Genomic DNA, 23,469 nt, shown 5'->3' with positions numbered 1-23,469 from the left:
TAAAATTCAAGACTAATTCTGAACGTTCGTTTGAAAAATGAGTGAAAATAACAAGAAAACGAAAGAAAACAAGAACGTTCGCTGAATCTGAACTTGGTTTAGATTGTTTGTAATTAGTAGTCTTATGTTAGATCCCTTTTTCTTTTTTCATGAAAATGGTAGAATAGGAGGAAACGGGAAGAGGAAGAAAAAATGAAAGAAATCAATTACACTGGCGAGGAAGTTGTTGCACTGACAGCAAGCTATCTTCCAGCTGATGATGTAGCCTTTATTGAGAAAGCATTGAACTATGCTACTGAGGCTCATAAACTTCAATTTCGTAAATCAGGAGAACCTTATATTGTTCATCCCATCCAAGTAGCGGGAATTTTGGCAGGGCTTAAGCTTGATGCAGTAACTGTAGCTTGTGGCTTCTTGCATGATGTGGTCGAAGATACCGATGTGACACTGGACGATATGGAAGCTGAATTTGGTCCAGAGGTTCGCCATATTGTCGGTGGTGTGACCAAGCTGGGTAAGGTCGAGTACAAGTCTCATGAGGAGCAGTTGGCTGAAAACCACCGCAACATGCTGATTGCCATGTCCCAAGACATGCGAGTGATTTTGGTGAAGCTGGCAGACCGTCTCCACAATATGCGGACCCTCAAGCACTTGCGCAAGGACAAACAAGAACGGATTTCACGTGAAACAATGGAAATCTATGCACCGCTTGCCCACCGTCTAGGTATTTCTTCTATCAAGTGGGAATTGGAAGATATGTCTTTCCGCTACTTGAATGAAGTTGAGTTTTACAAGATTACCCACATGATGAGGGAAAAGCGTCGTGAGCGGGAAGAATTGGTCAATGAAGTTGTTGACAAGTTGCGAGAATATACAGAGGAACGCCATCTACATGGTCAGATTTACGGTAGACCCAAGCACATCTACTCTATCTATCGCAAAATGCACGACAAGAAAAAACGCTTTGATGAGCTGTATGACTTGACTGCTATTCGCTGCTTGATGGATACTCCAAGCGATGTCTATGCTATGCTTGGCTACATCCATGAACTATGGAAACCTATGCCAGGTCGGTTCAAGGACTACATTGCCAGTCCAAAAGCCAATGGCTACCAATCCATCCATACGACAGTCTATGGACCAAAGGGACCGATTGAGTTTCAAATCCGGACAGTGGAAATGCACCAGGTTGCAGAGTACGGGGTTGCGGCTCACTGGGCCTACAAGCGTGGTGGCAAGGCAACTGCTTCTGAAAAAGAGCTGCGTTGGATCAACAATCTGATTGAACTTCAAGAAGGGGCAGGAGATGCCCAATCCTTCGTTGATTCGGTCAAAGAGGACATCTTCACCGAGCGGATTTACGTCTTTACGCCAGATGGTGCGGTGCGTGAATTGCCTAAGGATTCTGTGCCCATTGATTTCGCCTATGAAATTCATACCAAGGTCGGCGAGCGGGCGACAGGTGCCAAGGTTAACGGCCGTATGGTGCCTCTGACGACCAAGCTTAAGACAGGCGATCAGGTGGAAATCATCACCTCTGCCAACTCTTTCGGGCCAAGTCGTGACTGGGTCAACCTGGTTAAAACCCACAAGGCCCGCAACAAAATCAAGCAGTTCTTCAAGAATCAGGACAAGGAACTTTCCGTCTCCAAGGGGCGTGAAATGCTCCAGAATCTCCTCCAAGAAAACGGCTACGTTCCCAACCAATATCTGGACCGTCGCCACATGGATGAGGTCCTGCAAAAGACCAGCTACAAGACCGACGAATCCCTTTTTGCGGCAGTTGGTTTTGGGGAAATATCTGCCGTGTCCGTCTTTAACCGTCTGACAGAGAAAGAGCGTCGCGAAGCTGAGCGGGCTAAGGCAAAGGCTGCCGCGGACGAATTGGTCAACGGTGGCGAAGTCAAACACGACAACAAAGATAGTCTGAAAATCCGTCACGAAGGTGGCGTGGTCATTGAAGGAGCGTCAGGCTTGCTGATACGGATTGCCAAATGTTGTAATCCAGTACCTGGCGATGAGATTGTCGGCTACATCACCAAGGGGCGTGGGGTTGCAGTTCACCGTGTGGACTGTATGAACCTCAAGAGCCAGGAAAACTACGATGTCCGCCTGATTGATGTCGGTTGGGAGGATGAAAATTCGACCAAGGAATACATGGCAAATATTGATATTTACGGTCTTAACCGCTCAGGACTGCTCAACGATGTCCTTAAGGTCTTGACCAATGCCAGCAAGAACATTTCCTCGGTCAATGCCCAGCCAACCAAGGATATGAAGTTTGCGACCATCCACGTCTCCTTTGGTATTTCCAACCTGGCAACCTTGACCAGTCTGGTGGATAAGATCAAGTCTGTGCCAGAAGTTTACTCAGTGAAAAGGACCAACGGATAAGATGAAAATTGTACTACAACGTGTATCACAGGCCAGTGTGACCATCGAAGGAAGTATCCATGGGCAAATTGATCAGGGGCTCTTGCTCCTAGTCGGTGTAGGGCCAGATGACACACAGGAAGACCTGGACTATGCTGTTCGGAAAATTGTCAATATGCGGATTTTTTCAGATGAGGCAGGCAAGATGAACAAGTCTGTTCAAGATGTGGCGGGCAAGATTTTATCCATTTCCCAATTTACCCTTTTTGCGGACACCAAAAAAGGTAATCGCCCTGCTTTTACAGGAGCGGCAGCTCCTGCCCTAGCCAGCCAACTCTATGATGCTTTTAACCAGGCCTTGTCAGCCTTTGTGCCGGTTGAAGTGGGCATTTTTGGGGCGGACATGGCGGTCAGCCTGGTCAATGATGGTCCGGTGACCATTGTGTTAGATACCAAAAATCGCTAGACCTCTATACTTTTTGTGTCTATTTTGATATACTAAAAGTGAATTAGATGTGGAGGTGTCGGATGAAAAAGTTATTAACCAATCATTTCTTTTATTTGTTTCTTGCCTTTCTTTTGATGGTGGTAATTTATTTTAGTGGCATAGACAAACGCTGGATTATTCTAGCAAGTCTTCTCTATTTTATCCCTTCGCATATTTTATACCGTCGTCGCCTTAAAGAGCGACTACAAGAAGACCAGCCCAAGTAGGCTGGTTTTTTGATGTATAAATTGGACTACAATTCTTTATTAAATATGCTATAATAGTTTTTGCAGAAAAGTAAAGACGGTGGCTCTAATTTCTGAAAGGTAGGTGGGAGCGGTACAGAACTCAACTAGTAGAAGATGAGTTCGTCTTACCGCCCCCGCACAGTTGATTAGGTCAGATTTGGAGTGCGAAGCACGAACAAATCTGCCAATCAACCACTGCGCTGAGATGTTGACGCGAATTAAGAGAAGTGGAATGGAACTTTTTGTTCTACTCTGAAAATCATCAAAATCTAACAGAAAGGAGAAGCTATCTTTGTCAACCTTTGAGTGGCTAACACTCATTTTTGTAGCTGGTACAGTCATCCAGTTTTTCTTTTATTACTTCGTTAACTCGCTTTGCCGTACTCCAGTACTGTCTGCAGCTCGTTGCCTAGTACTAAAAGTAAACTGAATGACTATTTTCTTTTATCGCTCTCGTGATGTTAGTTCTTGAATTGGTAAAAACGACAAAAAAATAACCGTCTATAACTTTGGCAGGTTAACGGTTATTTTTTAAATAATTTGTAAACAGCCACCGTCTTAAACGGTTCTGCAAGGGGTAGTTGTTTCTGACAACTCCCTTTTTCTATGTTTATTATACATCGGTGGGTCTATCAAGTCAAGTTGGACATTTAACTATTATTCCCTTGTTTATACTATTAATGATGGGAATACTAAACTTGTTTCGAGTGACAGACTACTTGCAGTATATTCTAAATATACTGGGGTTAGTAGGAATATTAACTCTGAGTTATCATACATATAAAAATGAAACTCGGAATTAGTTGTAATAGATAAAAAATAAGTAGAATATGAAAATAATAAAATCAATCGGTTTAGCTGTGGGTACCTTGCTACTCACTTTGCTCATTCAATTTCCGGCTTATGTGGGGATAACAGCCTTTCAAGAGAGTATGCTTTTAAAACTTGCAGTCATGATAGGGCTTGGTCTTGCAATATTGGCACTACTTTCTGTCATCAGACGAGGAATGGTGAAGAATCAAGAATTTTCAAGAGAGAAGCTGAATATTTTTAAAATAGTCGGTATGACAGCGTTGGTATTTACTGGACAAACTTTTCTAAACCTCCTTTGGCAGTATTTGGGTCTTAGCCTTAGTGATTCTAACGCCTTAGATACAGTCAATCAGTTAAATTCGGACAATTTTTGGGTGATGGCTCTCTCAGTTGTCTTGTTTGCTCCAGTTTTAGAAGAATTTCTTTACAGAGGGATTTTGTTAGAAAAGACAGCCCAGTATTTTCCTAAGCATCCTCAAATGGTCATTGTATTTTCTGCCCTTCTATTTGCCTATTGTCATACTTGGAGCTTTTCAGTAGCATTTTTAGGGCACTTTATAACAGGGTCTTATCTGGGCTATCTGTATATGTGCAATAGACGAATGACGGATACTATCCTTGCACATAGCTTCTATAATGCCTCCATTTTACTCCTCCAAATTTTATTTGGCTTGGTGCGGATTGGTGGATAAAAATTGACAGTAGACATTTTTGGGAAATGCCTGTATACTAAGAGGAAGTTAGCAATTTTATAAGTGCCAAATAGTAAGTGCAGGGGGGATTAAGAATATGAGAAAATTTTTTCAGGACCTTAATCAAGAATATCTGGACACCAGAAGTTCAACTAGAGAAGATTGGCTGGAGTGGATTATCCAGAGAAAGATGACCTGGGGTATGCGATGGGGTTTGGTAGGGATTCTCATGTTTGTCATCCAACCCTTAACCTATAATCCTTTCTTTCTCTTGGCTTGTTTTTATATCGGTTTCCTACTTTGGTTAGTGTATGTATGTGGGCAACTGTTTTTTAAAACTAGATCCATTTTTCGTAATGTGAAGAAAAAATAATCGCTCAGCTTGTTTAGGCTGGGCGATTGGTTTTTTCTACGAATAAATCATGGGCGATGGTAGTAGGAATAGCCAGTTCTTTGTCCTTGTACTGGATGGTAATGGTCTGGGCAAAATGGTCGAAGTCCGTTACAAGTAATTGGTCTCCGAGGGCTAACTCGTGCTGCTCCAGATATTGGAGGAGCTGGTAGAAATCATGGATTCGAACCAGTTGGTAGGAGCCTGTTTCTGTCAGTTGGGAAAGTCGGGTTTGATAGCGTTCCGCGAGCAACTGGTTCTCTTTGGGAATGCTGCCGCCGTGTGGACAGGTTTGGGGATAACCTAGGAGTTTATCCAGTCGGTTGATAAAATGGTCTGAAACGGTGTGTTCCAAAATTTCAGCTTCTTCATGGACTTGTTCAGGGGAATAGCCCAGCTGTTCGACCAAAAAGACTTCGATCAGGCGGTGCTTGCGGTAGAGATTGGCTACCATTTCCAAGGCAGCTTGGCTAAGGAGATAGCCGGCTGTCTTGTCTTTTTCAATCAGTTCCTCATTCACCATTTTTTTAAGCATTTCCGAAACGGCTGGGGCAGAAAAATTCATCTTTTCAGCAATTTGCTTATTGGTGATTTTTTGGTCAGTCTGTCCGAGTTCGTAAATGACTTTCAGGTAGTCTTCTTTGTTTGGTGTCATAGTCTCTCACTTTCTAGTTAAGAATAGTATACCAAAATTTTATAAAAATGATTGACAGAAAGAATTTTTTAATATATATTAAAATCAAAATTAAGTATACCTAACAAAATTAAAAGGAGAACCTATATGAAAAAACTACTTCTTAGTTTCGCTCTGCTATTGTCCCTCATCGGACTAGGAGCCTGTCGTTCAACGCCAAGTCAAGAGGCTTCCAGCAAGCCGCGAGTGGCGGTCACAACCTCTTTCCTCAATGATATGGTCTACCAGCTGGCAGGCGATGAGGTGGAGCGGGCTCTGCTGATTCCAGCAGGAGAAGACCCTCATTTGTACGTAGCCAAATCTAGTGATTTATCAAAATTACAAAAGGCTGACCTTGTTCTCTACCACGGTTTGCACTTTGAAGGTAAAATGGTTGAAGCTTTGGAGAAGACCGGAGTAGCTGTTTCTAAAAACTTTAATGCAAAAGACTTGAATACGATGGATGAGGACGGCGAGCAGATTGTGGACCCTCACTTCTGGTTTTCTATTCCGCTCTATCAATCAGCGGTAGCGGTGGCTTCAGAGGAGTTACAAAAGCTTCTTCCGGAAAAAGCAGAGCTGATTCAGAAGAATACAAAAGACTACCAGGCTCAGTTGGATGACTTGCATGCTTGGGTAGAAAAAGAATTAAGTGTGATTCCAAAAGAAAGTCGCTATTTGGTAACACCGCATGATGCCTTTAATTACTTTGCTGCTAGTTATGACTTCACTCTCTATGCTCCTCAAGGAGTGAGCACCGACTCAGAAGTGGCTAATAGTGATATGATTGAGACAGTTAACCTAATCATTGACCATAATATTAAGGCTATCTTTACAGAGTCTACAACTAATCCAGAACGCATGGAGAAATTGCAAGAGGCAGTAAAAGCCAAAGGCGGTCAGGTTGAAGTTGTTACTGGCGAAGGTAGGGAGTTGTTCTCAGATTCCTTGGCACCAGAAGGGGAAGACGGGGCGACATTTATTGAGATGTACAAGCACAATGTCAAGTTGATTGTGGAGCATTTGCAGTAGAAAGGTTGGGAAAATGGAAGAAATTCTGAGAGTGGAGAACCTGTCCTTGCACTATGGTGCTGGACAAGTCAAGGCTCTAGATCAGGTCAGTTTTCAGCTACCCAAGGGTTGTCGTGCAGCCTTGGTCGGACCAAATGGTGCAGGGAAATCTAGCTTGTTCAAGGCCATCTTGGGCTTAGAAAAAGGGGTGACTGGCAAGGTCTCGCTACTGGGTCAGTCAGAGCAGTTGGACCAGGTCATTCAGAAAAAGGTTGCCTATATTCCCCAAGCCAGTCAGGTCAACTGGCAGTTTCCAGCAAGGGTCCTTGATATTGTCCTGATGGGACGCTTTGCCCACACCAGTGGTTTCTTCCGTCGACCAAGTTCTTTGGATAAGGAAAAGGCAGAGCAGGCTCTGGAAGAGATGAAGATCAGCGAGTTACGCAATCGGCAGATTGACCAGTTGTCAGGAGGTCAACGGCAACGAGTCTTTCTAGCCAGAGCCTTGGCTAAAGAAGCCGAACTCTATATGATGGATGAGCCCTTGGCGGGAATTGATCAAGCGACGGAGCAAATTATCATGGACTGTTTGAAGAAGTTTCAGCAGGAAGGCAAGACCTCTCTGGTCATCCACCATGACCTCCTGACCTTGGAAAAGTACTTTGACCATGTCATCTGGCTCAATGGTCGCTTGGTAGCGGAGGGACCAATGGATCAGGTGGATCAGCTGCAAGCCTATCAAGCTGCTTATGGCCAGGAACCAGCCTTCTTTCTAAAGGAGGGGCTTGGTCATGCTTGAACTCTTACGGGATTATTCTTTTTGGACGGTGGCACTGGGAACTCTAGTCTTGGCTCTGGCGGCTAGTCAGATCGGGACCATCAGTGTCTTGACCAGGCAAAGTTTAATCGGAGATAGCTTGGGGCATGCGGCCTATCCTGGCATTATCCTGTCCTATATGGTCTTTCAATCACGCAAGCCCTTGCTTCTGTTGCTTGGAGCGGTGGGTTCAGGCTATCTGTCCTACGGTTTGGTTGGCTGGCTCTGCCGAAGGGGGCGGACCAGTCGGGTCAATGCCTTGGCTCTGGTTTCAGCGGCCTTCTTTGGACTGGGCTTGGTTCTCAAGCAGTATGTTCAGGGCAATGCTGCCTTTCAAGGAGCAGCCCAAGCAGGTTTGGAAAACTATGTCTTTGGTCAGGCAGCCTTTATGCAGTTGGACGATGTCCTGCTCATCTGTTTGGTTGCTTTGCTTGGCCTGTTCTTATTTGGCTGGTATTACCAGTCGCTCAAACTCTATCTATTTGACAGACAATTTGCCAAGCTAGTGGGAATTCCTGTGGAAAAGATTGACCGCCTAACCCTGTTTTTGCTGCTGAGTTTGATTGCGGTTGGTTTGAAGGTGGTCGGGGCTATCCTGATGAGTAGTTTCTTGATAGCACCAGCCGTCTTTGGCTTGCTCCTGGGAAAATCTTATGCCCAAACCTTGGCCTTGGCGGCTGGAATTGCCAGCTTTTCAGCTCTTGTCGGAACCTATTTGAGTTCTGTTGTGACGGGATTATCGACTGGGCCTACCATTATCGTTTGTTTGAGTGTGTCGTCCCTAGTAGCCTTTGCCTATGTGACCTATATCAGAAAGGAGAATGTCCATGCTTGAGGTCTTCTTGATTTTACTGGCTGTTGGTTCTTCTTGTGGTTTGATTGGGTCTGTCTTGGTGGTGCGTAATCAGGCCATGTTGGCAGATGCCTTGTCCCACTCAGTTCTCTTGGGCATTGTGTTTGGCTTTTTTGTCAGTCAAAACCTAGACTCTCCCCTGCTCTTGCTTGGGGCGGCGGTCTTTGGCTTACTGACAGTCCTAGCGATTGAAGGACTAGACAGTCGCAAGCTGGCTCAGGATGCGGCGACGGGCTTGCTCTTCACCTTTTTCTTCGCCCTAGCGGTTATTCTCATCTCCCTTTTTGCCCGTAATGTCCATCTGGACTTGGACATGGTCCTGATGGGCGAGGTGCTCTTTGCTCCGCTCAATCGGCTGGACCTCTATGGTCTATCTATGCCGCTAGCCTTGGTCAAATCTGTCGGTCTCCTGCTGGTCTTACTGCTCTTCTTTTTCCTCAACTTTCAAGCACTCAAGCTTTATCTGTTGGACAAGGAGCAGGCCAAACTACAGGGGATTACCACCCAAAGACTGGAATGGAGCCTTCTCTTTCTGGTTTCTTTGACAACGGTTTTCTCCTTTGAGGCGGTTGGCTCTATGGCGGTCATTGTTTTTCTAGTAGCACCCAGCATGGCGGTCTTGCCTTGGTCTAGGCATTTCTTCCAGTTTTTAGTTTTGGGGCAATGCTGCGCCATTCTGATGATTTGTCTAGGCTTCGGGCTTGCCAGCTGGCTTGATCTGACCATGTCTGGCACCTGTTCGGTCATGGGGCTTCTGACAGTCTGCGTCAGCTTTTTCCTAAAAAATGCCCTAAAACTTTAGTTTGGCAAATGAAATTGTCAGACTTTTTTGTTATTATAGTAAGTAATCATATAGACAAAGGAGAATAGAATGACACGTTTACAAGATGATTTTTACGAATACGTCAATGGTGAATGGGCAAAAACAGCCGTGATTCCAGACGATAAGCCAAGAACAGGTGGTTTCTCAGACCTGGCGGACGAGATTGAAAAGCTCATGATTGATACGACTAACGAATGGTTGGCGGGAGAAAATGTCCCAGAAGATAGCGTTTTGCAAAACTTCGTGGCCTTCCACAAACAAGTAGCCGACTATGAAACCCGTGACCGTTTGGGTGCAGAACCAGCACAAGCTTTGATTGCAGAGTACAAGGCTCTCAACTCTTTCGAAGAATTTACTAGCAAATTGGCAGAATACGAATTGGCAGGCAAGCCAAACCTCATGCCTTTTGGTGTGGCACCTGACTTTATGGATGCGACAACCAATGTCCTCTGGGCAGATTCTCTAGGCATTATCTTGCCAGATACGACCTACTATGAAGAAGGCCATGAAAAAGGAGCAGAATTGCTCAAAATCTGGCGTGAAAGTCAAGAGGCCCTCTTGCCTAAGTTCGGTTTCAGCGATGAGGAAATCAAGGCCCTCCTAGATAAACGTTTGGAATTGGATGCTAAGATTGCCAAGTATGTCTTGTCAAATGAAGAGGGTTCAGAGTATGTCAAACTCTATCATCCGTATGAGTGGGCAGATTTTACTGCTTTGGCACCAGAGTTGCCTTTGGATGATTTCTTTACAGCGATTTTAGGCCAAAAACCAGACAAGATTATCGTGCCTGAGGAACGCTTCTGGCAGGTTGCTAAGGACATTTACAGTGCGGATAATTGGGAGCTTTTGAAGGCGACCTTGATTTTGAAAGCGGCAGGAGCTTATACAGCCTTCCTGTCGGATGAAATCCGCATCCTAGCAGGAGCCTACAGCCGTGCCCTTTCTGGTACACCGCAGGCTCAAAACCAAGAAAAAGCAGCCTACAATCTGGCACAAGGCTACTTTAACCAAGCCCTCGGTCTTTGGTATGCTGGAGAGAAATTCTCACCAGAAGCAAAAGCAGATGTGGAAGCAAAAGTTGCCAAGATGATTGAGGTCTACAAGTCTCGTTTGGAAACGGCAGACTGGTTGGCTCAGGAAACGCGTGATAAGGCCATTGTCAAACTCAATGTTATCAAGCCTTACATCGGCTACCCAGAAGCCTTGCCAGAGCGTTATTATAAGAAGATTGTTGACCCAAGCAAGTCCTTGGTGGAAAATGCTATCGAACTAAACAAGATTGACATTGCTCATGGTTGGAGCAAGTGGAACAAGCCTGTGGACATTAAGGAATGGGGCATGCCAGCTCACATGGTCAATGCCTACTACAACCCACAGAAAAACTTGATCGTCTTTCCAGCAGCCATTTTGCAGGCGCCTTTCTACTCGCTGGAGCAGTCTTCATCAGCTAACTACGGCGGTATCGGTGCGGTTATTGCCCACGAGATTTCCCATGCCTTTGACTCCAACGGTGCTTCCTTTGATGAGCATGGTAGCCTTAATAACTGGTGGACAGAGGAAGATTATGCAGCCTTTGAAGCTCGTACTCAGCAGGTCATTGACCAGTTTGAGGGTCAGGATTCTTACGGTGCCAAAATCAATGGAAAGTTGACCGTGTCAGAAAACATTGCCGACCTTGGTGGGATTGCAGCAGCCTTAGAGGCAGCCAAGTCAGAAGATGACTTCTCCGCAGAGGAATTCTTCACCAACTTTGCTCGCATCTGGCGAATGAAGGCCCGTCCTGAGTTCATGCAGATGTTGGCTAGTGTGGATGTCCATGCACCAGGTCATCTGCGTACTAACATCCAGTTGCCAAACTTCGACGAATTCCATGAAACCTTTGGCGTTCAAGAAGGCGACGGCATGTGGCGTGCAAAAGAAGACCGTGTGATTATTTGGTAAAAATGGGAAAACAGCTAGTGAAAACTGGCTGTTTTTGTCTTTCCCAATTCCCCAAAAACGTGATATAATAGTAAAGATAATTTATTGACATGGAGAAATGACATGAGCTTCTACAATCACAAGGAAATCGAGCCCAAATGGCAGGAGTTTTGGGCAAAAAATCATACCTTTAAGACAGGAACAGATGCGGATAAACCAAACTTTTATGCCCTAGATATGTTCCCTTATCCCTCTGGTGCGGGCTTGCACGTTGGTCACCCTGAGGGTTATACGGCGACGGACATTCTCAGCCGTTACAAGCGTGCCCAAGGTTACAACGTCCTTCACCCAATGGGTTGGGATGCCTTTGGTCTGCCAGCGGAGCAATACGCTATGGATACGGGAAATGACCCAGCTGACTTTACAGCAGAAAATATTGCCAACTTCAAACGTCAGATTAACGCCCTTGGTTTTTCTTACGATTGGGACCGTGAGGTTAATACAACAGATCCTAACTACTACAAGTGGACCCAGTGGATTTTTACGAAGTTGTATGAAAAAGGCCTAGCCTACGAGGCAGAAGTGCCTGTAAACTGGGTAGAAGAATTGGGAACAGCTATCGCCAACGAAGAGGTCCTTCCTGACGGAACATCTGAGCGTGGTGGCTACCCAGTTGTTCGCAAGCCAATGCGTCAATGGATGTTGAAAATCACTGCATACGCAGAGCGTTTGCTCAGTGACCTGGAAGAAGTTGATTGGCCAGAGTCTATCAAGGATATGCAACGCAACTGGATCGGCAAGTCAACAGGTGCCAATGTGACCTTCAAAATCAAGGACACAGACAAGGACTTCACTGTTTTCACAACTCGTCCAGACACTCTATTTGGTGCGACTTATGCTGTCCTTGCCCCTGAGCATGACTTGGTGGATAGCATTACATCGCCTGAGCAGGCAGAAGCTGTGGCAGAGTACAAACGCCAAGCTTCTCTCAAATCAGACCTTGCCCGTACAGACCTTGCCAAAGACAAGACAGGTGTCTGGACAGGTGCCTACGCGATTAACCCAGCCAATGGTCGTGAAATTCCAATCTGGATTGCTGATTATGTCCTTGCAAGCTACGGAACAGGTGCCATCATGGCCGTTCCTGCCCACGACGAGCGTGACTGGGAATTTGCCAAACAATTTGGTTTGGACATCGTTCCAGTTCTGGAAGGTGGCAATGTAGAAGAAGCACCTTACACAGAAGATGGTGCCCACATCAACTCTGATTTCCTAGACGGTCTTAACAAGGAAGAAGCTATTGCCAAAATGGTGGCTTGGTTGGAAGAAAATGGTCTCGGTCAGGAGAAAATTTCCTATCGCCTCCGTGACTGGCTCTTCAGCCGTCAACGTTATTGGGGTGAGCCGATTCCAATCATCCACTGGGAAGACGGTACTTCCACAGCAGTCCCAGAAAATGAGTTACCTCTGGTATTGCCAAAAACCTCAGACATCAAGCCTTCAGGTACAGGTGAATCACCACTTGCTAACTTGACAGACTGGTTGGAAGTGGTGCGTGAAGACGGTGTCAAAGGTCGCCGTGAGACCAACACCATGCCACAATGGGCGGGTTCTAGCTGGTACTACCTCCGCTATATCGACCCACACAACGATGAGAAATTGGCAGACGAGGAGCTTCTCAAGGCTTGGTTGCCAGTGGACATCTACATCGGTGGTGCTGAGCACGCGGTCCTTCACCTGCTTTATGCTCGCTTCTGGCACAAGTTCCTCTATGACCTTGGTGTTGTACCGACCAAAGAGCCATTCCAAAAACTCTTTAACCAGGGTATGATTTTGGGAACTAGCTACCGCGACAGCCGTGGGGCACTTGTAGCGACCGACAAGGTGGAAAAACGTGATGGTTCCTTCTTCCACATCGAAACTGGTGAGGAGTTGGAGCAGGCACCTGCTAAGATGTCTAAGTCCCTTAAAAACGTGGTCAACCCAGACGATGTGGTCGAGCAATTCGGTGCGGACACCCTCCGTGTCTACGAGATGTTCATGGGCCCACTTGATGCTTCGATTGCCTGGTCAGAAGAAGGCCTCGAGGGCAGCCGTAAGTTCCTTGACCGTGTTTATCGCCTCTTGACTACCAAAGAGATTGTGGCGGAAAATAGCGGAGCGCTTGATAAAGTCTACAATGAAACTGTGAAGACGGTGACAGAGCATATCGAAGATCTGAAATTCAACACAGCTATCGCTCAGCTCATGATTTTTGTCAACGCAGCCAACAAAGAAGACAAGCTCTATGTCGAATACGCCAAAGGCTTTGTCCAATTGATCGCCCCATTTGCACCACACTTGGCAGAAGAACTCTGGCAGGGTCTTACAAACACTGGCCAGTCAATCAGCTATGTCGCATGGCCAACATATGATGAAAGCAAGCTGGTGGAAAGCGAAGTGGAAATCGTTGTCCAAATCAAGGGCAAAGTAAAAGCTCGCTTGACCGTAGCCAAAGACCTGTCACCAGCTGAACTTGAAAAAGTTGCCCTTGCAGACGAAAAAGTCCAAGCTGAAATCGCTGGGCAAACAGTGGTGAAGGTGATTGTTGTTGCAAACAAACTCGTCAATATCGTTACCAAGTAACGATTGCCTCGTTTGTTTGTCCATTTCCAACCTCCAACAGCCTATCCGTAGACTGTTGGAGCCAACTAAATTGGTGAATATTGTTGTGAAGTAACCAAACTAGTGACTATCCTAGCGAGATAAATGTAAATAATAAGAAAACGACTTCCGTATTGGAGGTCGTTTTTGGCTGTCTTGAAGGGAGTTTCCTTTATATTACGGAAAAAGACAGGAAGTGTACACGTTTACAAACGTTAGAAACAGGAATATAATAAGAATATATGAACAAAAAGGAGAAAAGGTCGTGAAATCAATCAAACTAGTGACAATCGGTGGTGGTTCAAGTTACACTCCAGAATTGGTTGAAGGAATGATTCTTCGTTCACATCAATTACCTATTCGAGAATGGTGGTTCGTTGATGTTGAAGTCGGGGCCGAGAAGCAGAAGATAGTTGTTGATTTGGCACGGCGAATGGTCGAAAAAGCAGGCCTGGACTGGAAGATAGAATCAACCTTAAACCGAAGAGAAGCATTGATAGAGGCTGATTTTGTAACGTCTCAGTTCCGAGTTGGTCAACTACCTGCGAGATACTTAGATGAGACCATTCCCTTGAGTTATGGGATGCTGGGGCAAGAAACCAATGGGGCTGGAGGAATCTTTAAAGCTTTTAGGACCATTGAAGCATATAAAGGGATTATCAAGGATATGAAAGACTTGTGTCCGAATGCTTGGTTGATTAATTTTACGAATCCTGCTGGTATCGTAACGGAAGCCATTGCTAATGAACTCCACTGGAAGAAAGTAATTGGTCTGTGTAATATCCCTATTGGTCAAAAGAAACTTGCTGCTCAGATTTTAGGTCAATCAGAAGGAGACCTAAGTACGCGCCATGTTGGGTTAAATCATTTTCACTTTCATGAAGTTTGGGATAAGTATGGGGAAAATCGTACGCAAATAGTCTTAGAAACATTGTATGGGGATTTGAGAGAGGAGACGCCAGAAGTAGTCAAAAATATTACCAATCTAGAGTATCTTATTCAATTGCTTCGGACGATTGGAATGTTGCCTTGTGATTACCATCGTTATTATTTTTTGGAACAAGAAATGTTAAAGGATGCTTTGGAGCAGTATCGTCAGGGAAATGTACGAGCCAAGGTTGTGCAAGAAGTAGAGACAGAATTGTTTGAGCTTTACAAAGACCCACAATTGAAAGACAAACCAAAACAGCTGGAACTACGTGGGGGTGCTTATTATAGTGATGTTGCCTGTCAAATCATTTGTGCTATCCATAATGATAGTAAAGAAGAATTGACCGTATCTACTGTAAATAGAGGAGTTATTCCCTATCTACCTGAAAATTGTGTGGTAGAAGTCACCTCGATTATCTCTGCGCAAGGAGCAACTCCACTAGCTTGTCCACCAACTCCGCCCATTGTAACCGGCTATTTACAACTGATGAAGCAAATGGAGCTTGTCACTGTTCAGGCAGCAATGACAGGTGATTATTCACTGGCTTTACAAGCTTTTACACTCAACCCGCTTATTTCAAATGGACCACAAGCTGAAGCGCTATTACAAGATATGTTACTTGCACATGAGGACTATTTGCCACAATTTGCACCAGCTATACAACACATAAAAGAGAGAAGGAACAATCAATGACTAAAGACAAGGTATTTTATCAATTTCCAACAAATTTTTTGTGGGGTTCTTCTACATCAGGACCTCAAAGTGAGGGAATTGAGCCAGGTGATGGAAAAGGACAGAACAACTGGGATTATTGGTATAGTATTGAGCCTGAACGATTTCATAACAAAATTGGCCCTAGTCAAACATCAACATTCTACAAACATTATGAAAAAGATATTGATTTATTAGTTGAAACTGGGCACACTGTATTTCGGACTTCCATTCAATGGTCGCGTCTTATACCAACAGGTACTGGAGAAATCAATCAAGAAGCGGTGTCCTTCTATCGTTCAGTTTTTTCTTTGGTAAGAGCAAAGGGAATTCAACTCTTTGTCAATCTTTATCACTTTGATCTTCCCTATTGTTTACAAGAAAAAGGTGGTTGGGAAAATAAGGAAATTGTCCGAGCTTATGAAGCCTATGCACGTACATGTTTTGAATTGTTTGATGACTTAGTCGATCGTTGGATTACCTTTAATGAGCCGATTGTTCCAGTAGAGTGTGGTTATCTAGGAAATTATCATTATCCATGTAAGGTTGATGCAAAAGCGGCAGTTGCGGTGGCTTATCATACACAGTTGGCAAGTTCTTTAGCTGTGAAGGCATGCCACGAAGTAAATCCTCATAAAAAAATCGCTATTGTCCTGAATCTAACTCCGGCCTACTCTCGTAGTGAGCAAGCAGAGGATATAAAAGCAGCTCGAATTGCAGAATTGTTTCAAACAAAGAGCTTTCTGGATCCGTCTGTGTTAGGAGAATATCCCGATGAATTAGTCGAGCTGATTGATGAATATGATCTAATGCCAGAGGTCAGCGATGAGGAACTAGCCATTATTAAGGAAAATCGTGTGGACTTCCTAGGGGTGAATTATTATCAACCCCTTCGGGTACAAGCTCCAACCAATAGTTGGAAAGAGGGAGAGCCTCTTACTCCGGAACATTTCTTTGCCCCATATGATATGCCAGGTAAAAAAGTGAATCCGCATAGAGGTTGGGAGATTTATGAAAAAGGGATATATGATATTGCGATAAATATTAAGGAAAATTACCATAATATCGAATGGTTTGTAACAGAAAATGGTATGGGAGTTGAAGGAGAGAGCGCGTTTAAAGACAATGGACTCATTCAAGATGATTACCGGATTGAATTTATCGAAGATCATTTAGTTGAATTGCATCGAGCTATCCAAGAAGGAGCGAATTGTAAGGGATACATGTTATGGACCTTTATTGATTGCTGGTCTTGGTTAAATGCATACAAGAATCGCTATGGATTAGTTGAACTGGATCTAGACACGCAGGAAAGAATTGTTAAGAAATCAGGCAAGTGGTTCAAGAAATTGAGCGATGCCAATGGTTTTCATCGCTAGGAGGGAATGATGGTGGAACTGGGCTTTTCAATTTATCCTGAAAATTATTCACTAGAAGAGAGTCAAGCTTACATTAAACTCCTGCACCGATATGGAGCAAGGCGCCTATTTATGAGTTTATTGCAACTTGAAAATGGAGACCGAACAGTTTTCGAATTGTATCGAAAACTCATTGAGTATGCTAACCAATTAGAGATAACCGTCATTACAGATATCAGTCCCCATTTTATCGCAGCCCAAGGTTGGGATGGGGCATTGATGGAGCGTGCAGCTGAACTGGGGTTGGCAGGGATTCGTCTTGATGAAGCTCTTCCTTTGGAAGAAATCATTGAGATGACACATAATCCATACGACATAAAAGTTGAATTAAATTTAAGTACAGATAAGACCTTGCTGTCTAATCTTTTGGCTAGTGATGCAAACAGGAATAATATTATTGCCTGCCATAATTTTTATCCTCATGCTTTTACAGGTTTATCCGAGGAGCACTTCTTAGAGATGTCATCTTTTTATCATCAATCCGGTATAAGAACGGCGGCATTTGTCAGTGCACAAACAGCTTCTGAAGGACCGTGGCCGTTATCTGAAGGTCTACCAACTTTAGAAGAACATCGGTTCTGGCCACTTCCCTTGCAAATTGCTTGGATGAAGGCAACGGGTATTATTGATTCTATTTTGATCTCAAACCAATTTATCTCGGAGGAGGAACTACAATCCATTCAAACAGTTTTAAGTGAAGATACAATCAGCCTCATGGTTGATGTCGAGGAAGGTTTGACTCCCGTTGAAAGAGAGATTGTAGCGTTTGATCATGTTTATAGAGGTGATATTTCTGCTTATGTTCTGCGTTCAACCATGCCTCGTGTGGTGTATAAGGACGCCTCTGTACCGGCTCGGTCAGACCAATCAATTCCTGTTGGACGAGGGGATATCCTAATTGATAATGATTTATATGGTCGCTACAAGGGTGAATTGCAAATTGCACTCAAAGAATTTACCATCAGTCCAAAGGTAAATAAGGTCGGACGAATCAGCCCAGACTATCTTCCCTTGTTAGGCTTTATTAAACCCTGGCAAGCGTTTAAGCTGGTCATAGCTTCCGAGCGCTTTCATTAATGATACGGAAAAAGTAGGGACCTCTAGAAAACGCTCCCATGTTATAATGTACATATAAGAAATCAAAGACTGTTGGAGGAAAGGAGGGAGCATGTTATCTAAAAAAGAAGTACGCTTGTTAGAGGTTTTACTTGCAAAACAGGAGACATTCGTACCAAGCATAGAGCTAGCTAAGGTGTTATCAGTGAGTGATCGAACGGTAAGAACGTATATTCATCAATTGACATCTTCTTTAGAAAATAGCGGTGCTCTTATCCTTTCAAAACAAGGTAGTGGTTATTGTTTACAGATTGAACGGCCAGTTGAGTTTGAAATGTTTTGGCAGGAGCAATTACTCCTAAAAAAGCGGTTAACCGATTTAACCCAACTAGAAGAAGCGGGGGATCGGCAACGGTATATTCTCAATAAGCTCTTGTTTGAGGATCCGATTCAGTCACCAGATTGTTTACAAAGAGAGCTATTCATTGGAAAGACTACGCTTCATTCCATTTTGGCGGATATTCGAAAACTGTTCACACCCTATCAACTAGAACTCCTTGTGACACGTAAAGGAATTGAACTAAGAGGGGATGAACCTGCTATCCGTCACTTTATTATGGATTACTTTTTTGATGAGGGAAGTGTTCAATCTGTTTATGGAGTTGTCGAAACCAATCTATTGCCAGATATACGGTTCACAGACTTAATGTTAATCGTTTTAGACGAGTGTCGGGATGCTACATTACGTTTATCGGATTTTGTCATGCAGAATCTAGTGCTCCATATTGCTCTTCTTTTACAACGGATGAAAATCGGGTCTGGTCTAGACCGATTCCCGATATCGGAGCGTATTCAGTCGTCTCAAGAGTATCTTGTAGCACAGCGGATTATTGAACGAATCGAAGAAACGTTTCAAGTGACGATACCGTCAGAGGAAGCCAATTATATTGCTTTGCACCTTAAGGTGAAACTAACGGGGAATCCAAATCAAGATGGTGAGGTGGAAGAGCGATTTAGACAGAATGTGGAGAATTGCCTTCTGCATTTATCACAATTAACAGGCTTAGAGTTGTCAAAGGATCAGCAACTATTCAAAGGAGTTTTGGCCCATTTGATACCATTACGTATTCGTTTGGAGAATACTATTCAGTTGGGAAATCCCCTAACTGCTGATATTAAAGACCAATATTTTGAGGCTTTTGAATTAACAAAAATGGCATTTTCAGCGATACCAGAATTAATGGGCTATTCGATTTCGGATGATGAGTGGGCGTATCTTACTTTACATGTGATGGCGGCCATAGAACGTTATCAAGGATTTAAGAAGACCAGAGTATTGGTAGTCTGTGCTACCGGAATTGGAAGCGCATTGATGTTAAAGAATCGCTTGGAGAAAGAATTTTCATCCAGCTTAGAAATTCTTGATACGGTCAGCTATTATGAAGTGACAGAGGAACGACTGAAGGATGTTGATTTGATTATTTCATCCATTAGCTTGTCGAATCTAATGTTTATGACACCAGTCATCAATGTCAGCGTCTTCTTGTCAGCGAAGGACATTGAGGCTATTCGTTCTCATTTACAGCAAACAATACCTGTCATCCCTGACCAAGGGGAACATGTGCTAATGGAAGTAGGTCAGGCTAAGCAAATAGCGGAAGCAGTTTTTGCTCCACATAGAATAATCTATCTTGAGGAGGATTGTGATCGAGAAGTGGCCTTGAAGCAATTAGTAGCATTATTGAACGAGTCCAATGAGTCTGATTTTGTTGATCGCTTTATAGAACAAGTGAATTTGCGGGAATCTTACAGCCCAGTTGTCTTTGGGGATCGGTTAGCCTTCCCTCATCCAGCCTTGCCGATGAGCTATTCAGAGCAAATTGTTGTGGGGATATATAAGAATGCTGTGGATTGGGGACATAGGAAGCGAGTTCACTTCATCTTCTTATTGTCACCGTCAAAGGGGCGAAATACCTATCTAAGGCATATTTCACCTTGTCTGGTTGATTTTGTGCAAGATAGAGTTCTCCAAGAACGTTTGTTGGAACATCCCAATTATAGTGAATTAATGAATATTTTTATTGCCCTCATTCAAAGAAAGGGGTAGGAGGAGTTTTTTATGAAACACATTATGTTAGTTTGTAACGCAGGTATGTCTACAAGTATGCTTGTAACTAAGATGCAAAAAGCAGCAGAAGAAACAGGAGTTGAAGCAACTATTTGGGCGGTGCCAGTATCTGAAGCAGACAATGAAGTGGCCCAAAAAGAGATTGATGTACTGCTCTTAGGTCCCCAAGTAAAATTCTTATTGAACGACTATAAGGCAAAATTTGAGCCAGCTATCAAGGTAGATGCTATCAATATGATGGATTACGGAGTAATGAATGGGGCTAAAGTTCTAGAAGCAGCTTTAAAATTGATGGAGGCCTAGTATGAGTTCTCCAGAGTATCTTGAAGCCATCATGGGGCTGATCATGTACGGTGGTGAAGCGAAGGGATTTGCTAGTCAGGCGATTCGAGTGGCCAAAGAAGGTCGTATTGACGAAGCCGAACAGCTGCTCCAAGACGCAATTGCTTCATTGAATATTGCCCATAAATCACAAACACAATTATTAGCAAAAGAAGCAGGTGGAGAGTCTGTAGAATTATCTTTGTTAATGGTACATGGACAAGATCACTTGATGAATGCTTTGACATTTATTGATTTAGCGAAAGAATTCGTAGATCTTTATAAACAGATTGGATAATAGGAGGATTGGGTTATGAAGATATCCAAAATAGGTCAAGTTCCAATTGAGCGACTTTTTGCTACGATTCGCCAATCATTAAAAGATGATTTTCAGCAAAATACGGGTTCCACTTTGCAAGATCAAGATATCATCCAAGGGCTTACTTATACAAAGGTTTTTGGTGATAAAGGTCAGCACAGTGTCAAAGTGATCATCGAAGAGTTTTCAGCACCCAATTGCTATGCAGTTTGTTTTCACTCGAATCGGGGCAAAGAACATGTTCGCTACCAGTTAGAGGATTTAGGGAACGCTCAAACCAAGATAGAGTATTCTTGTGAGATGGAAGCTGATGATATTTTTGTAAAAGGCAACTATTTTCTCATGGAAAAACTTTTTTCAAAAAGTATAAAACGCCAGACAGAGGCACAATTAGAAGCCCTTATTCGCCATTCTGTAGACGGGGCTTCAGCTTAATATTCAGATTATATACAATAAAAAAATAGAAAAGGAGACAGATTATGTCAAATATTTCTGAAAAGTTTATGGAAATATCTGGTAAGATTGGTTCGCAACGTCACTTGATTGCGATTCGTGATTCCTTTATTTCCATGATGCCGATTACCATGGCGGGTACGGTGGCCGTTCTTTTGAATGTCTTTCTGAGGGATATTCCAAACAATATGGGCTGGACAGGTTTTGCAGAGGCCATGCAGCCTGTTATTAACATCAATGGCTATGTTTATTTTGGAACCATTGGAATCATGGCACTCGTTTTTGCCTTTGCCTTTGGTTACAATTTGTCGCTCATGTATAAGGTCAATCCACTGGCAGGCGGTTTGATTTCCTTCGCCTCCTTCATTTCAACCATTCCTCAAAGCCTTACCATTTCAACTGCTTTAGAAGGAGTGGATAAACCAGTTATCACTGCCTTGGAAGAACTTGGTTTGACCATTGTTACCACTGATGGTGTTTCTGTATTGGAAACCAGTGAGTGGGGAGCAATTGCCTTGAAATATGGCGGCGCAACTGGTCTCTTCACTGCCATGTTTATTGGTTTCTTGGCAACCTTTGTTTATGCAAGTTTGGTGAAACGCAATATCATCATCAAGCTACCAGACTCTGTTCCACCTGCAGTTAACAAGGCTTTTGCAGCGATTATCCCAGGAACGGCAGCGATTTATGTTTCTTCTATCGTGGCTTACCTCGTATTTTCTGTATCTGGTCAGTCCCTGAGTGATGTGGTATCGACCTATATTCAGATGCCTTTACTTGGGCTCTCTCAAGGTCTTGGCTCAGTAGTGCTTTTAACCTTCCTTGTCCAGCTCTTCTGGTTCTTTGGACTACATGGTCATAACGTATTGGCACCAATCATGGATGGTATTTATGGCATTGCTTTGAATGAAAATACAGCTGTTTATGAGGCAACTAGAAGTGTTGCAGACCTACCTTGGCTATGGACACGCGGTTCCTTTGATGCCTACGCTCAGATGGGTGGTTCAGGTGTCACCCTCGCGTTGATTATTGCAATTTTCATCTTCTCTAAACGGGAAGAATACAAGATGGTCGCTAAGCTATCAGCTCCGATGGGAGTCTTTAATATCAATGAACCGATTACCTTTGGTATTCCGATGGTATTGAATCCACTCTTTGTTATTCCATGGTTGATTGTGCCTCCAGTTTGTGCTGCTATTGCTTATTTAGCGACTGCTGCTGGACTCATTCCTCCTGTCTTTCTAGCTGTACCTTGGATTACCCCGCCAGGTCTCTATGCTTATCTGGCAACAGGTGGTAACATTATGGCGGCTCTGGTTTCACTCTTCAACCTCTTTGTTGCCTTCTTGATTTGGACTCCATTTGTCATTGCGGCCAACAAGGTGAAGGCTGGTGAGGACTAATGTTTTCCAAAAATAAATCCCCCTTCTTACTAGCACTAGGTTTTTTTCTGATTGCGATTAGTCCGCTGTATGGCAATAAGTATCTCAATATTATTTCTGGTTTGGTGCTCATCTTACTCAGTGTACTTAGAAGTAGGAGAAAATAAATTGTAAACAACAAGAAACGACTTCCGTATTGGAGGTCGTTTTCGTCTGTCTATAGATACGCTTTCTCATTTAACCAAGCGTAGATAACAGATAGGGTTTTGTCTTGGAACTTACCAGACTCATACATGTGGTCTGCTCCTGTTAAGGAAACGAGGACAGAGTCCTTGTAGTTTTTAGCTGTTTTTCGGGCAATGGCAGAAACGGTCATCTTATCTTCGCTTCCTGTGATAACGAGGCCAGGTTCTGTAATCTTACTGAAATCGACGTGTCCAGCTCTGCTTTTGTCAAAGCATGGAAAGGCCATCTGAGTATAGACCTTGCCAGACTCGGGCACTAGGGTCTTGAAAATCTCTTCTTTGAGGGCAGGGTCTTGAACGTTGAGGCAGTAGCGGAAGAACTCGTCCTTGTACGGTGGCATGGGCTTTTTCCAAAATCCCCAGCGCAAGAAGTGGCGGATAAAGCAACGAATCATGGTTGGATAGAAAGCGAAGATATCAGCTGTTGGAGCAGGTCCCATGAGAATCATACCAGCTACCTGCGTGCGTTCTGCGACCATTTGGGCTAGTAGGCAGCCTAGAGAATGTCCTAAGAGTAGCGGTGGTTCTTCTAGGCTCTCAATTAGGGCGACCAAATCATCAGCATAGTCTGTCAGGCTGACGGCACCGACCTTTTCCATAACTTCATCATAAGGTAGGTCGTGGTAGCGTAGGCTAGGTGTGTGGACCCGCAAGCCCATGTTTTCTAATTTATGGGCAAAATCTCCCCAGACGGAGCCATCACACCAAGTTCCGTGAATTAACACAATATTTTTCATTTCTCTCCTTCTCATTAAAAATTA

21 protein-coding genes are annotated in these 23,469 nt (G+C 43.8%); 19 read left to right on the top strand and 2 right to left on the bottom strand.

Features of this window, described 5'->3' with window-relative positions; all coding sequences use genetic code 11:
- The first annotated feature begins 192 nt into the window (after positions 1 to 192).
- The 5 genes from P7J36_RS00660 to P7J36_RS00640 all read left to right on the top strand — a co-directional run bounded on the left by P7J36_RS00660 (position 193) and on the right by P7J36_RS00640 (position 4,986).
- Positions 193 to 2,394 carry a RelA/SpoT family protein gene (locus P7J36_RS00660; protein ID WP_408550840.1) on the top strand — a complete coding sequence of 734 codons (2,202 nt, stop codon included), beginning with the start codon at positions 193 to 195 and terminating at the stop codon, positions 2,392 to 2,394.
- Between the two features lies 1 nt (position 2,395).
- A complete protein-coding gene (gene dtd, locus P7J36_RS00655; protein WP_002941990.1) occupies positions 2,396 to 2,839 on the top strand; it encodes a D-aminoacyl-tRNA deacylase in 444 nt (147 codons plus the stop codon).
- 62 nt (positions 2,840 to 2,901) lie between these two features.
- Positions 2,902 to 3,087, top strand: coding sequence for a hypothetical protein (locus P7J36_RS00650; protein ID WP_029179635.1), 186 nt, complete (start codon positions 2,902 to 2,904; stop codon positions 3,085 to 3,087).
- A gap of 851 nt (positions 3,088 to 3,938) precedes the next feature.
- Positions 3,939 to 4,613 (top strand): CPBP family intramembrane glutamic endopeptidase, encoded by a 675-nt coding sequence (locus P7J36_RS00645; RefSeq protein WP_408550841.1) that lies wholly within the window; start codon positions 3,939 to 3,941, stop codon positions 4,611 to 4,613.
- 97 nt (positions 4,614 to 4,710) lie between these two features.
- A complete protein-coding gene (locus tag P7J36_RS00640) occupies positions 4,711 to 4,986 on the top strand; it encodes a hypothetical protein (RefSeq protein WP_408550842.1) in 276 nt (91 codons plus the stop codon).
- Positions 4,987 to 4,999: 13 nt separating this feature from the next.
- Here P7J36_RS00640 and P7J36_RS00635 read toward each other — a convergent pair whose 3' ends face one another.
- Entirely contained in the window at positions 5,000 to 5,659 is a 660-nt protein-coding gene (locus P7J36_RS00635; RefSeq protein WP_408550843.1) for a metal-dependent transcriptional regulator, read from the bottom strand.
- Between the two features lie 126 nt (positions 5,660 to 5,785).
- Here P7J36_RS00635 and P7J36_RS00630 point away from each other — a divergent pair, with 126 nt between their 5' ends.
- From P7J36_RS00630 to P7J36_RS00565, 14 genes are all read left to right on the top strand, one after another.
- Positions 5,786 to 6,709, top strand: a complete 924-nt coding sequence (locus P7J36_RS00630) for a metal ABC transporter solute-binding protein, Zn/Mn family (protein WP_408550844.1) — start codon at positions 5,786 to 5,788, stop codon at positions 6,707 to 6,709.
- Positions 6,710 to 6,722: 13 nt separating this feature from the next.
- Positions 6,723 to 7,487 (top strand): metal ABC transporter ATP-binding protein, encoded by a 765-nt coding sequence (locus tag P7J36_RS00625; protein ID WP_408550845.1) that lies wholly within the window; start codon positions 6,723 to 6,725, stop codon positions 7,485 to 7,487.
- A complete protein-coding gene (locus tag P7J36_RS00620) occupies positions 7,480 to 8,340 on the top strand; it encodes a metal ABC transporter permease (RefSeq protein ID WP_408550846.1) in 861 nt (286 codons plus the stop codon). Before P7J36_RS00625 ends, P7J36_RS00620 begins: the two co-directional genes overlap by 8 nt.
- Positions 8,333 to 9,160: a metal ABC transporter permease gene (locus tag P7J36_RS00615; protein ID WP_408550847.1), complete on the top strand. Its 828-nt coding sequence runs from the start codon at positions 8,333 to 8,335 to the stop codon at positions 9,158 to 9,160. The genes P7J36_RS00620 and P7J36_RS00615 overlap by 8 nt, the downstream gene beginning before the upstream one ends.
- 69 nt (positions 9,161 to 9,229) lie before the next feature.
- Positions 9,230 to 11,122: a M13 family metallopeptidase gene (locus P7J36_RS00610; protein ID WP_408550848.1), complete on the top strand. Its 1,893-nt coding sequence runs from the start codon at positions 9,230 to 9,232 to the stop codon at positions 11,120 to 11,122.
- A gap of 102 nt (positions 11,123 to 11,224) precedes the next feature.
- Positions 11,225 to 13,726: a leucine--tRNA ligase gene (gene leuS / locus P7J36_RS00605; RefSeq protein ID WP_408550849.1), complete on the top strand. Its 2,502-nt coding sequence runs from the start codon at positions 11,225 to 11,227 to the stop codon at positions 13,724 to 13,726.
- Positions 13,727 to 14,009: 283 nt separating this feature from the next.
- Positions 14,010 to 15,368 carry a 6-phospho-beta-glucosidase gene (locus P7J36_RS00600; RefSeq protein WP_408550850.1) on the top strand — a complete coding sequence of 453 codons (1,359 nt, stop codon included), beginning with the start codon at positions 14,010 to 14,012 and terminating at the stop codon, positions 15,366 to 15,368.
- Positions 15,365 to 16,765 (top strand): glycoside hydrolase family 1 protein, encoded by a 1,401-nt coding sequence (locus P7J36_RS00595; protein WP_408550851.1) that lies wholly within the window; start codon positions 15,365 to 15,367, stop codon positions 16,763 to 16,765. The genes P7J36_RS00600 and P7J36_RS00595 overlap by 4 nt, the downstream gene beginning before the upstream one ends.
- A gap of 9 nt (positions 16,766 to 16,774) precedes the next feature.
- Complete coding sequence (locus P7J36_RS00590; RefSeq protein ID WP_408550925.1) at positions 16,775 to 17,881, top strand: DUF871 domain-containing protein; 1,107 nt, start codon at positions 16,775 to 16,777, stop codon at positions 17,879 to 17,881.
- 91 nt (positions 17,882 to 17,972) lie between these two features.
- Positions 17,973 to 19,967, top strand: coding sequence for a BglG family transcription antiterminator (locus P7J36_RS00585; protein WP_408550852.1), 1,995 nt, complete (start codon positions 17,973 to 17,975; stop codon positions 19,965 to 19,967).
- 12 nt (positions 19,968 to 19,979) lie between these two features.
- Complete coding sequence (locus tag P7J36_RS00580; protein WP_105113470.1) at positions 19,980 to 20,291, top strand: PTS sugar transporter subunit IIB; 312 nt, start codon at positions 19,980 to 19,982, stop codon at positions 20,289 to 20,291.
- A gap of 1 nt (position 20,292) precedes the next feature.
- Positions 20,293 to 20,607, top strand: coding sequence for a PTS lactose/cellobiose transporter subunit IIA (locus P7J36_RS00575; RefSeq protein WP_408550853.1), 315 nt, complete (start codon positions 20,293 to 20,295; stop codon positions 20,605 to 20,607).
- A gap of 15 nt (positions 20,608 to 20,622) precedes the next feature.
- Positions 20,623 to 21,063 (top strand): DUF3284 domain-containing protein, encoded by a 441-nt coding sequence (locus P7J36_RS00570; protein ID WP_408550854.1) that lies wholly within the window; start codon positions 20,623 to 20,625, stop codon positions 21,061 to 21,063.
- A 44-nt stretch (positions 21,064 to 21,107) separates the two neighbouring features.
- Positions 21,108 to 22,484 (top strand): PTS sugar transporter subunit IIC, encoded by a 1,377-nt coding sequence (locus P7J36_RS00565; RefSeq protein WP_408550855.1) that lies wholly within the window; start codon positions 21,108 to 21,110, stop codon positions 22,482 to 22,484.
- 196 nt (positions 22,485 to 22,680) lie between these two features.
- Here the strand turns inward: P7J36_RS00565 and P7J36_RS00560 are convergent, their stop codons facing one another.
- Positions 22,681 to 23,445: an alpha/beta fold hydrolase gene (locus P7J36_RS00560; RefSeq protein ID WP_408550856.1), complete on the bottom strand. Its 765-nt coding sequence runs from the start codon at positions 23,443 to 23,445 to the stop codon at positions 22,681 to 22,683.
- Between the last annotated feature and the right edge of the window lie 24 nt (positions 23,446 to 23,469).

Source organism: Streptococcus suis, from assembly GCF_046032115.1.
Taxonomy (GTDB): domain Bacteria; phylum Bacillota; class Bacilli; order Lactobacillales; family Streptococcaceae; genus Streptococcus; species Streptococcus suis_AJ.
The sequence above is the reverse complement of the archived record's forward strand: the minus strand, read 5'-3'. Positions and strand labels throughout refer to the sequence as shown.

Bases quoted from the DNA above. Each gene is read 5' to 3' on its own strand.
- P7J36_RS00610 (WP_408550848.1), top strand. From the start codon at position 9,230: ATGACACGTTTACAAGATGATTTTTACGAATACGTCAATGGTGAATGG.
- P7J36_RS00650 (WP_029179635.1), top strand. From the start codon at position 2,902: ATGAAAAAGTTATTAACCAATCATTTCTTTTATTTGTTTCTTGCCTTT.
- P7J36_RS00565 (WP_408550855.1), top strand. From the start codon at position 21,108: ATGTCAAATATTTCTGAAAAGTTTATGGAAATATCTGGTAAGATTGGT.
- P7J36_RS00620 (WP_408550846.1), top strand. From the start codon at position 7,480: ATGCTTGAACTCTTACGGGATTATTCTTTTTGGACGGTGGCACTGGGA.
- P7J36_RS00660 (WP_408550840.1), top strand. From the start codon at position 193: ATGAAAGAAATCAATTACACTGGCGAGGAAGTTGTTGCACTGACAGCA.
- P7J36_RS00640 (WP_408550842.1), top strand. From the start codon at position 4,711: ATGAGAAAATTTTTTCAGGACCTTAATCAAGAATATCTGGACACCAGA.
- dtd (WP_002941990.1), top strand. From the start codon at position 2,396: ATGAAAATTGTACTACAACGTGTATCACAGGCCAGTGTGACCATCGAA.
- P7J36_RS00590 (WP_408550925.1), top strand. From the start codon at position 16,775: ATGGTGGAACTGGGCTTTTCAATTTATCCTGAAAATTATTCACTAGAA.
- P7J36_RS00585 (WP_408550852.1), top strand. From the start codon at position 17,973: ATGTTATCTAAAAAAGAAGTACGCTTGTTAGAGGTTTTACTTGCAAAA.
- P7J36_RS00595 (WP_408550851.1), top strand. From the start codon at position 15,365: ATGACTAAAGACAAGGTATTTTATCAATTTCCAACAAATTTTTTGTGG.
- P7J36_RS00560 (WP_408550856.1), bottom strand. From the start codon at position 23,445: ATGAAAAATATTGTGTTAATTCACGGAACTTGGTGTGATGGCTCCGTC.
- P7J36_RS00645 (WP_408550841.1), top strand. From the start codon at position 3,939: ATGAAAATAATAAAATCAATCGGTTTAGCTGTGGGTACCTTGCTACTC.
- P7J36_RS00575 (WP_408550853.1), top strand. From the start codon at position 20,293: ATGAGTTCTCCAGAGTATCTTGAAGCCATCATGGGGCTGATCATGTAC.
- leuS (WP_408550849.1), top strand. From the start codon at position 11,225: ATGAGCTTCTACAATCACAAGGAAATCGAGCCCAAATGGCAGGAGTTT.
- P7J36_RS00625 (WP_408550845.1), top strand. From the start codon at position 6,723: ATGGAAGAAATTCTGAGAGTGGAGAACCTGTCCTTGCACTATGGTGCT.
- P7J36_RS00580 (WP_105113470.1), top strand. From the start codon at position 19,980: ATGAAACACATTATGTTAGTTTGTAACGCAGGTATGTCTACAAGTATG.
- P7J36_RS00635 (WP_408550843.1), bottom strand. From the start codon at position 5,659: ATGACACCAAACAAAGAAGACTACCTGAAAGTCATTTACGAACTCGGA.
- P7J36_RS00615 (WP_408550847.1), top strand. From the start codon at position 8,333: ATGCTTGAGGTCTTCTTGATTTTACTGGCTGTTGGTTCTTCTTGTGGT.
- P7J36_RS00630 (WP_408550844.1), top strand. From the start codon at position 5,786: ATGAAAAAACTACTTCTTAGTTTCGCTCTGCTATTGTCCCTCATCGGA.
- P7J36_RS00570 (WP_408550854.1), top strand. From the start codon at position 20,623: ATGAAGATATCCAAAATAGGTCAAGTTCCAATTGAGCGACTTTTTGCT.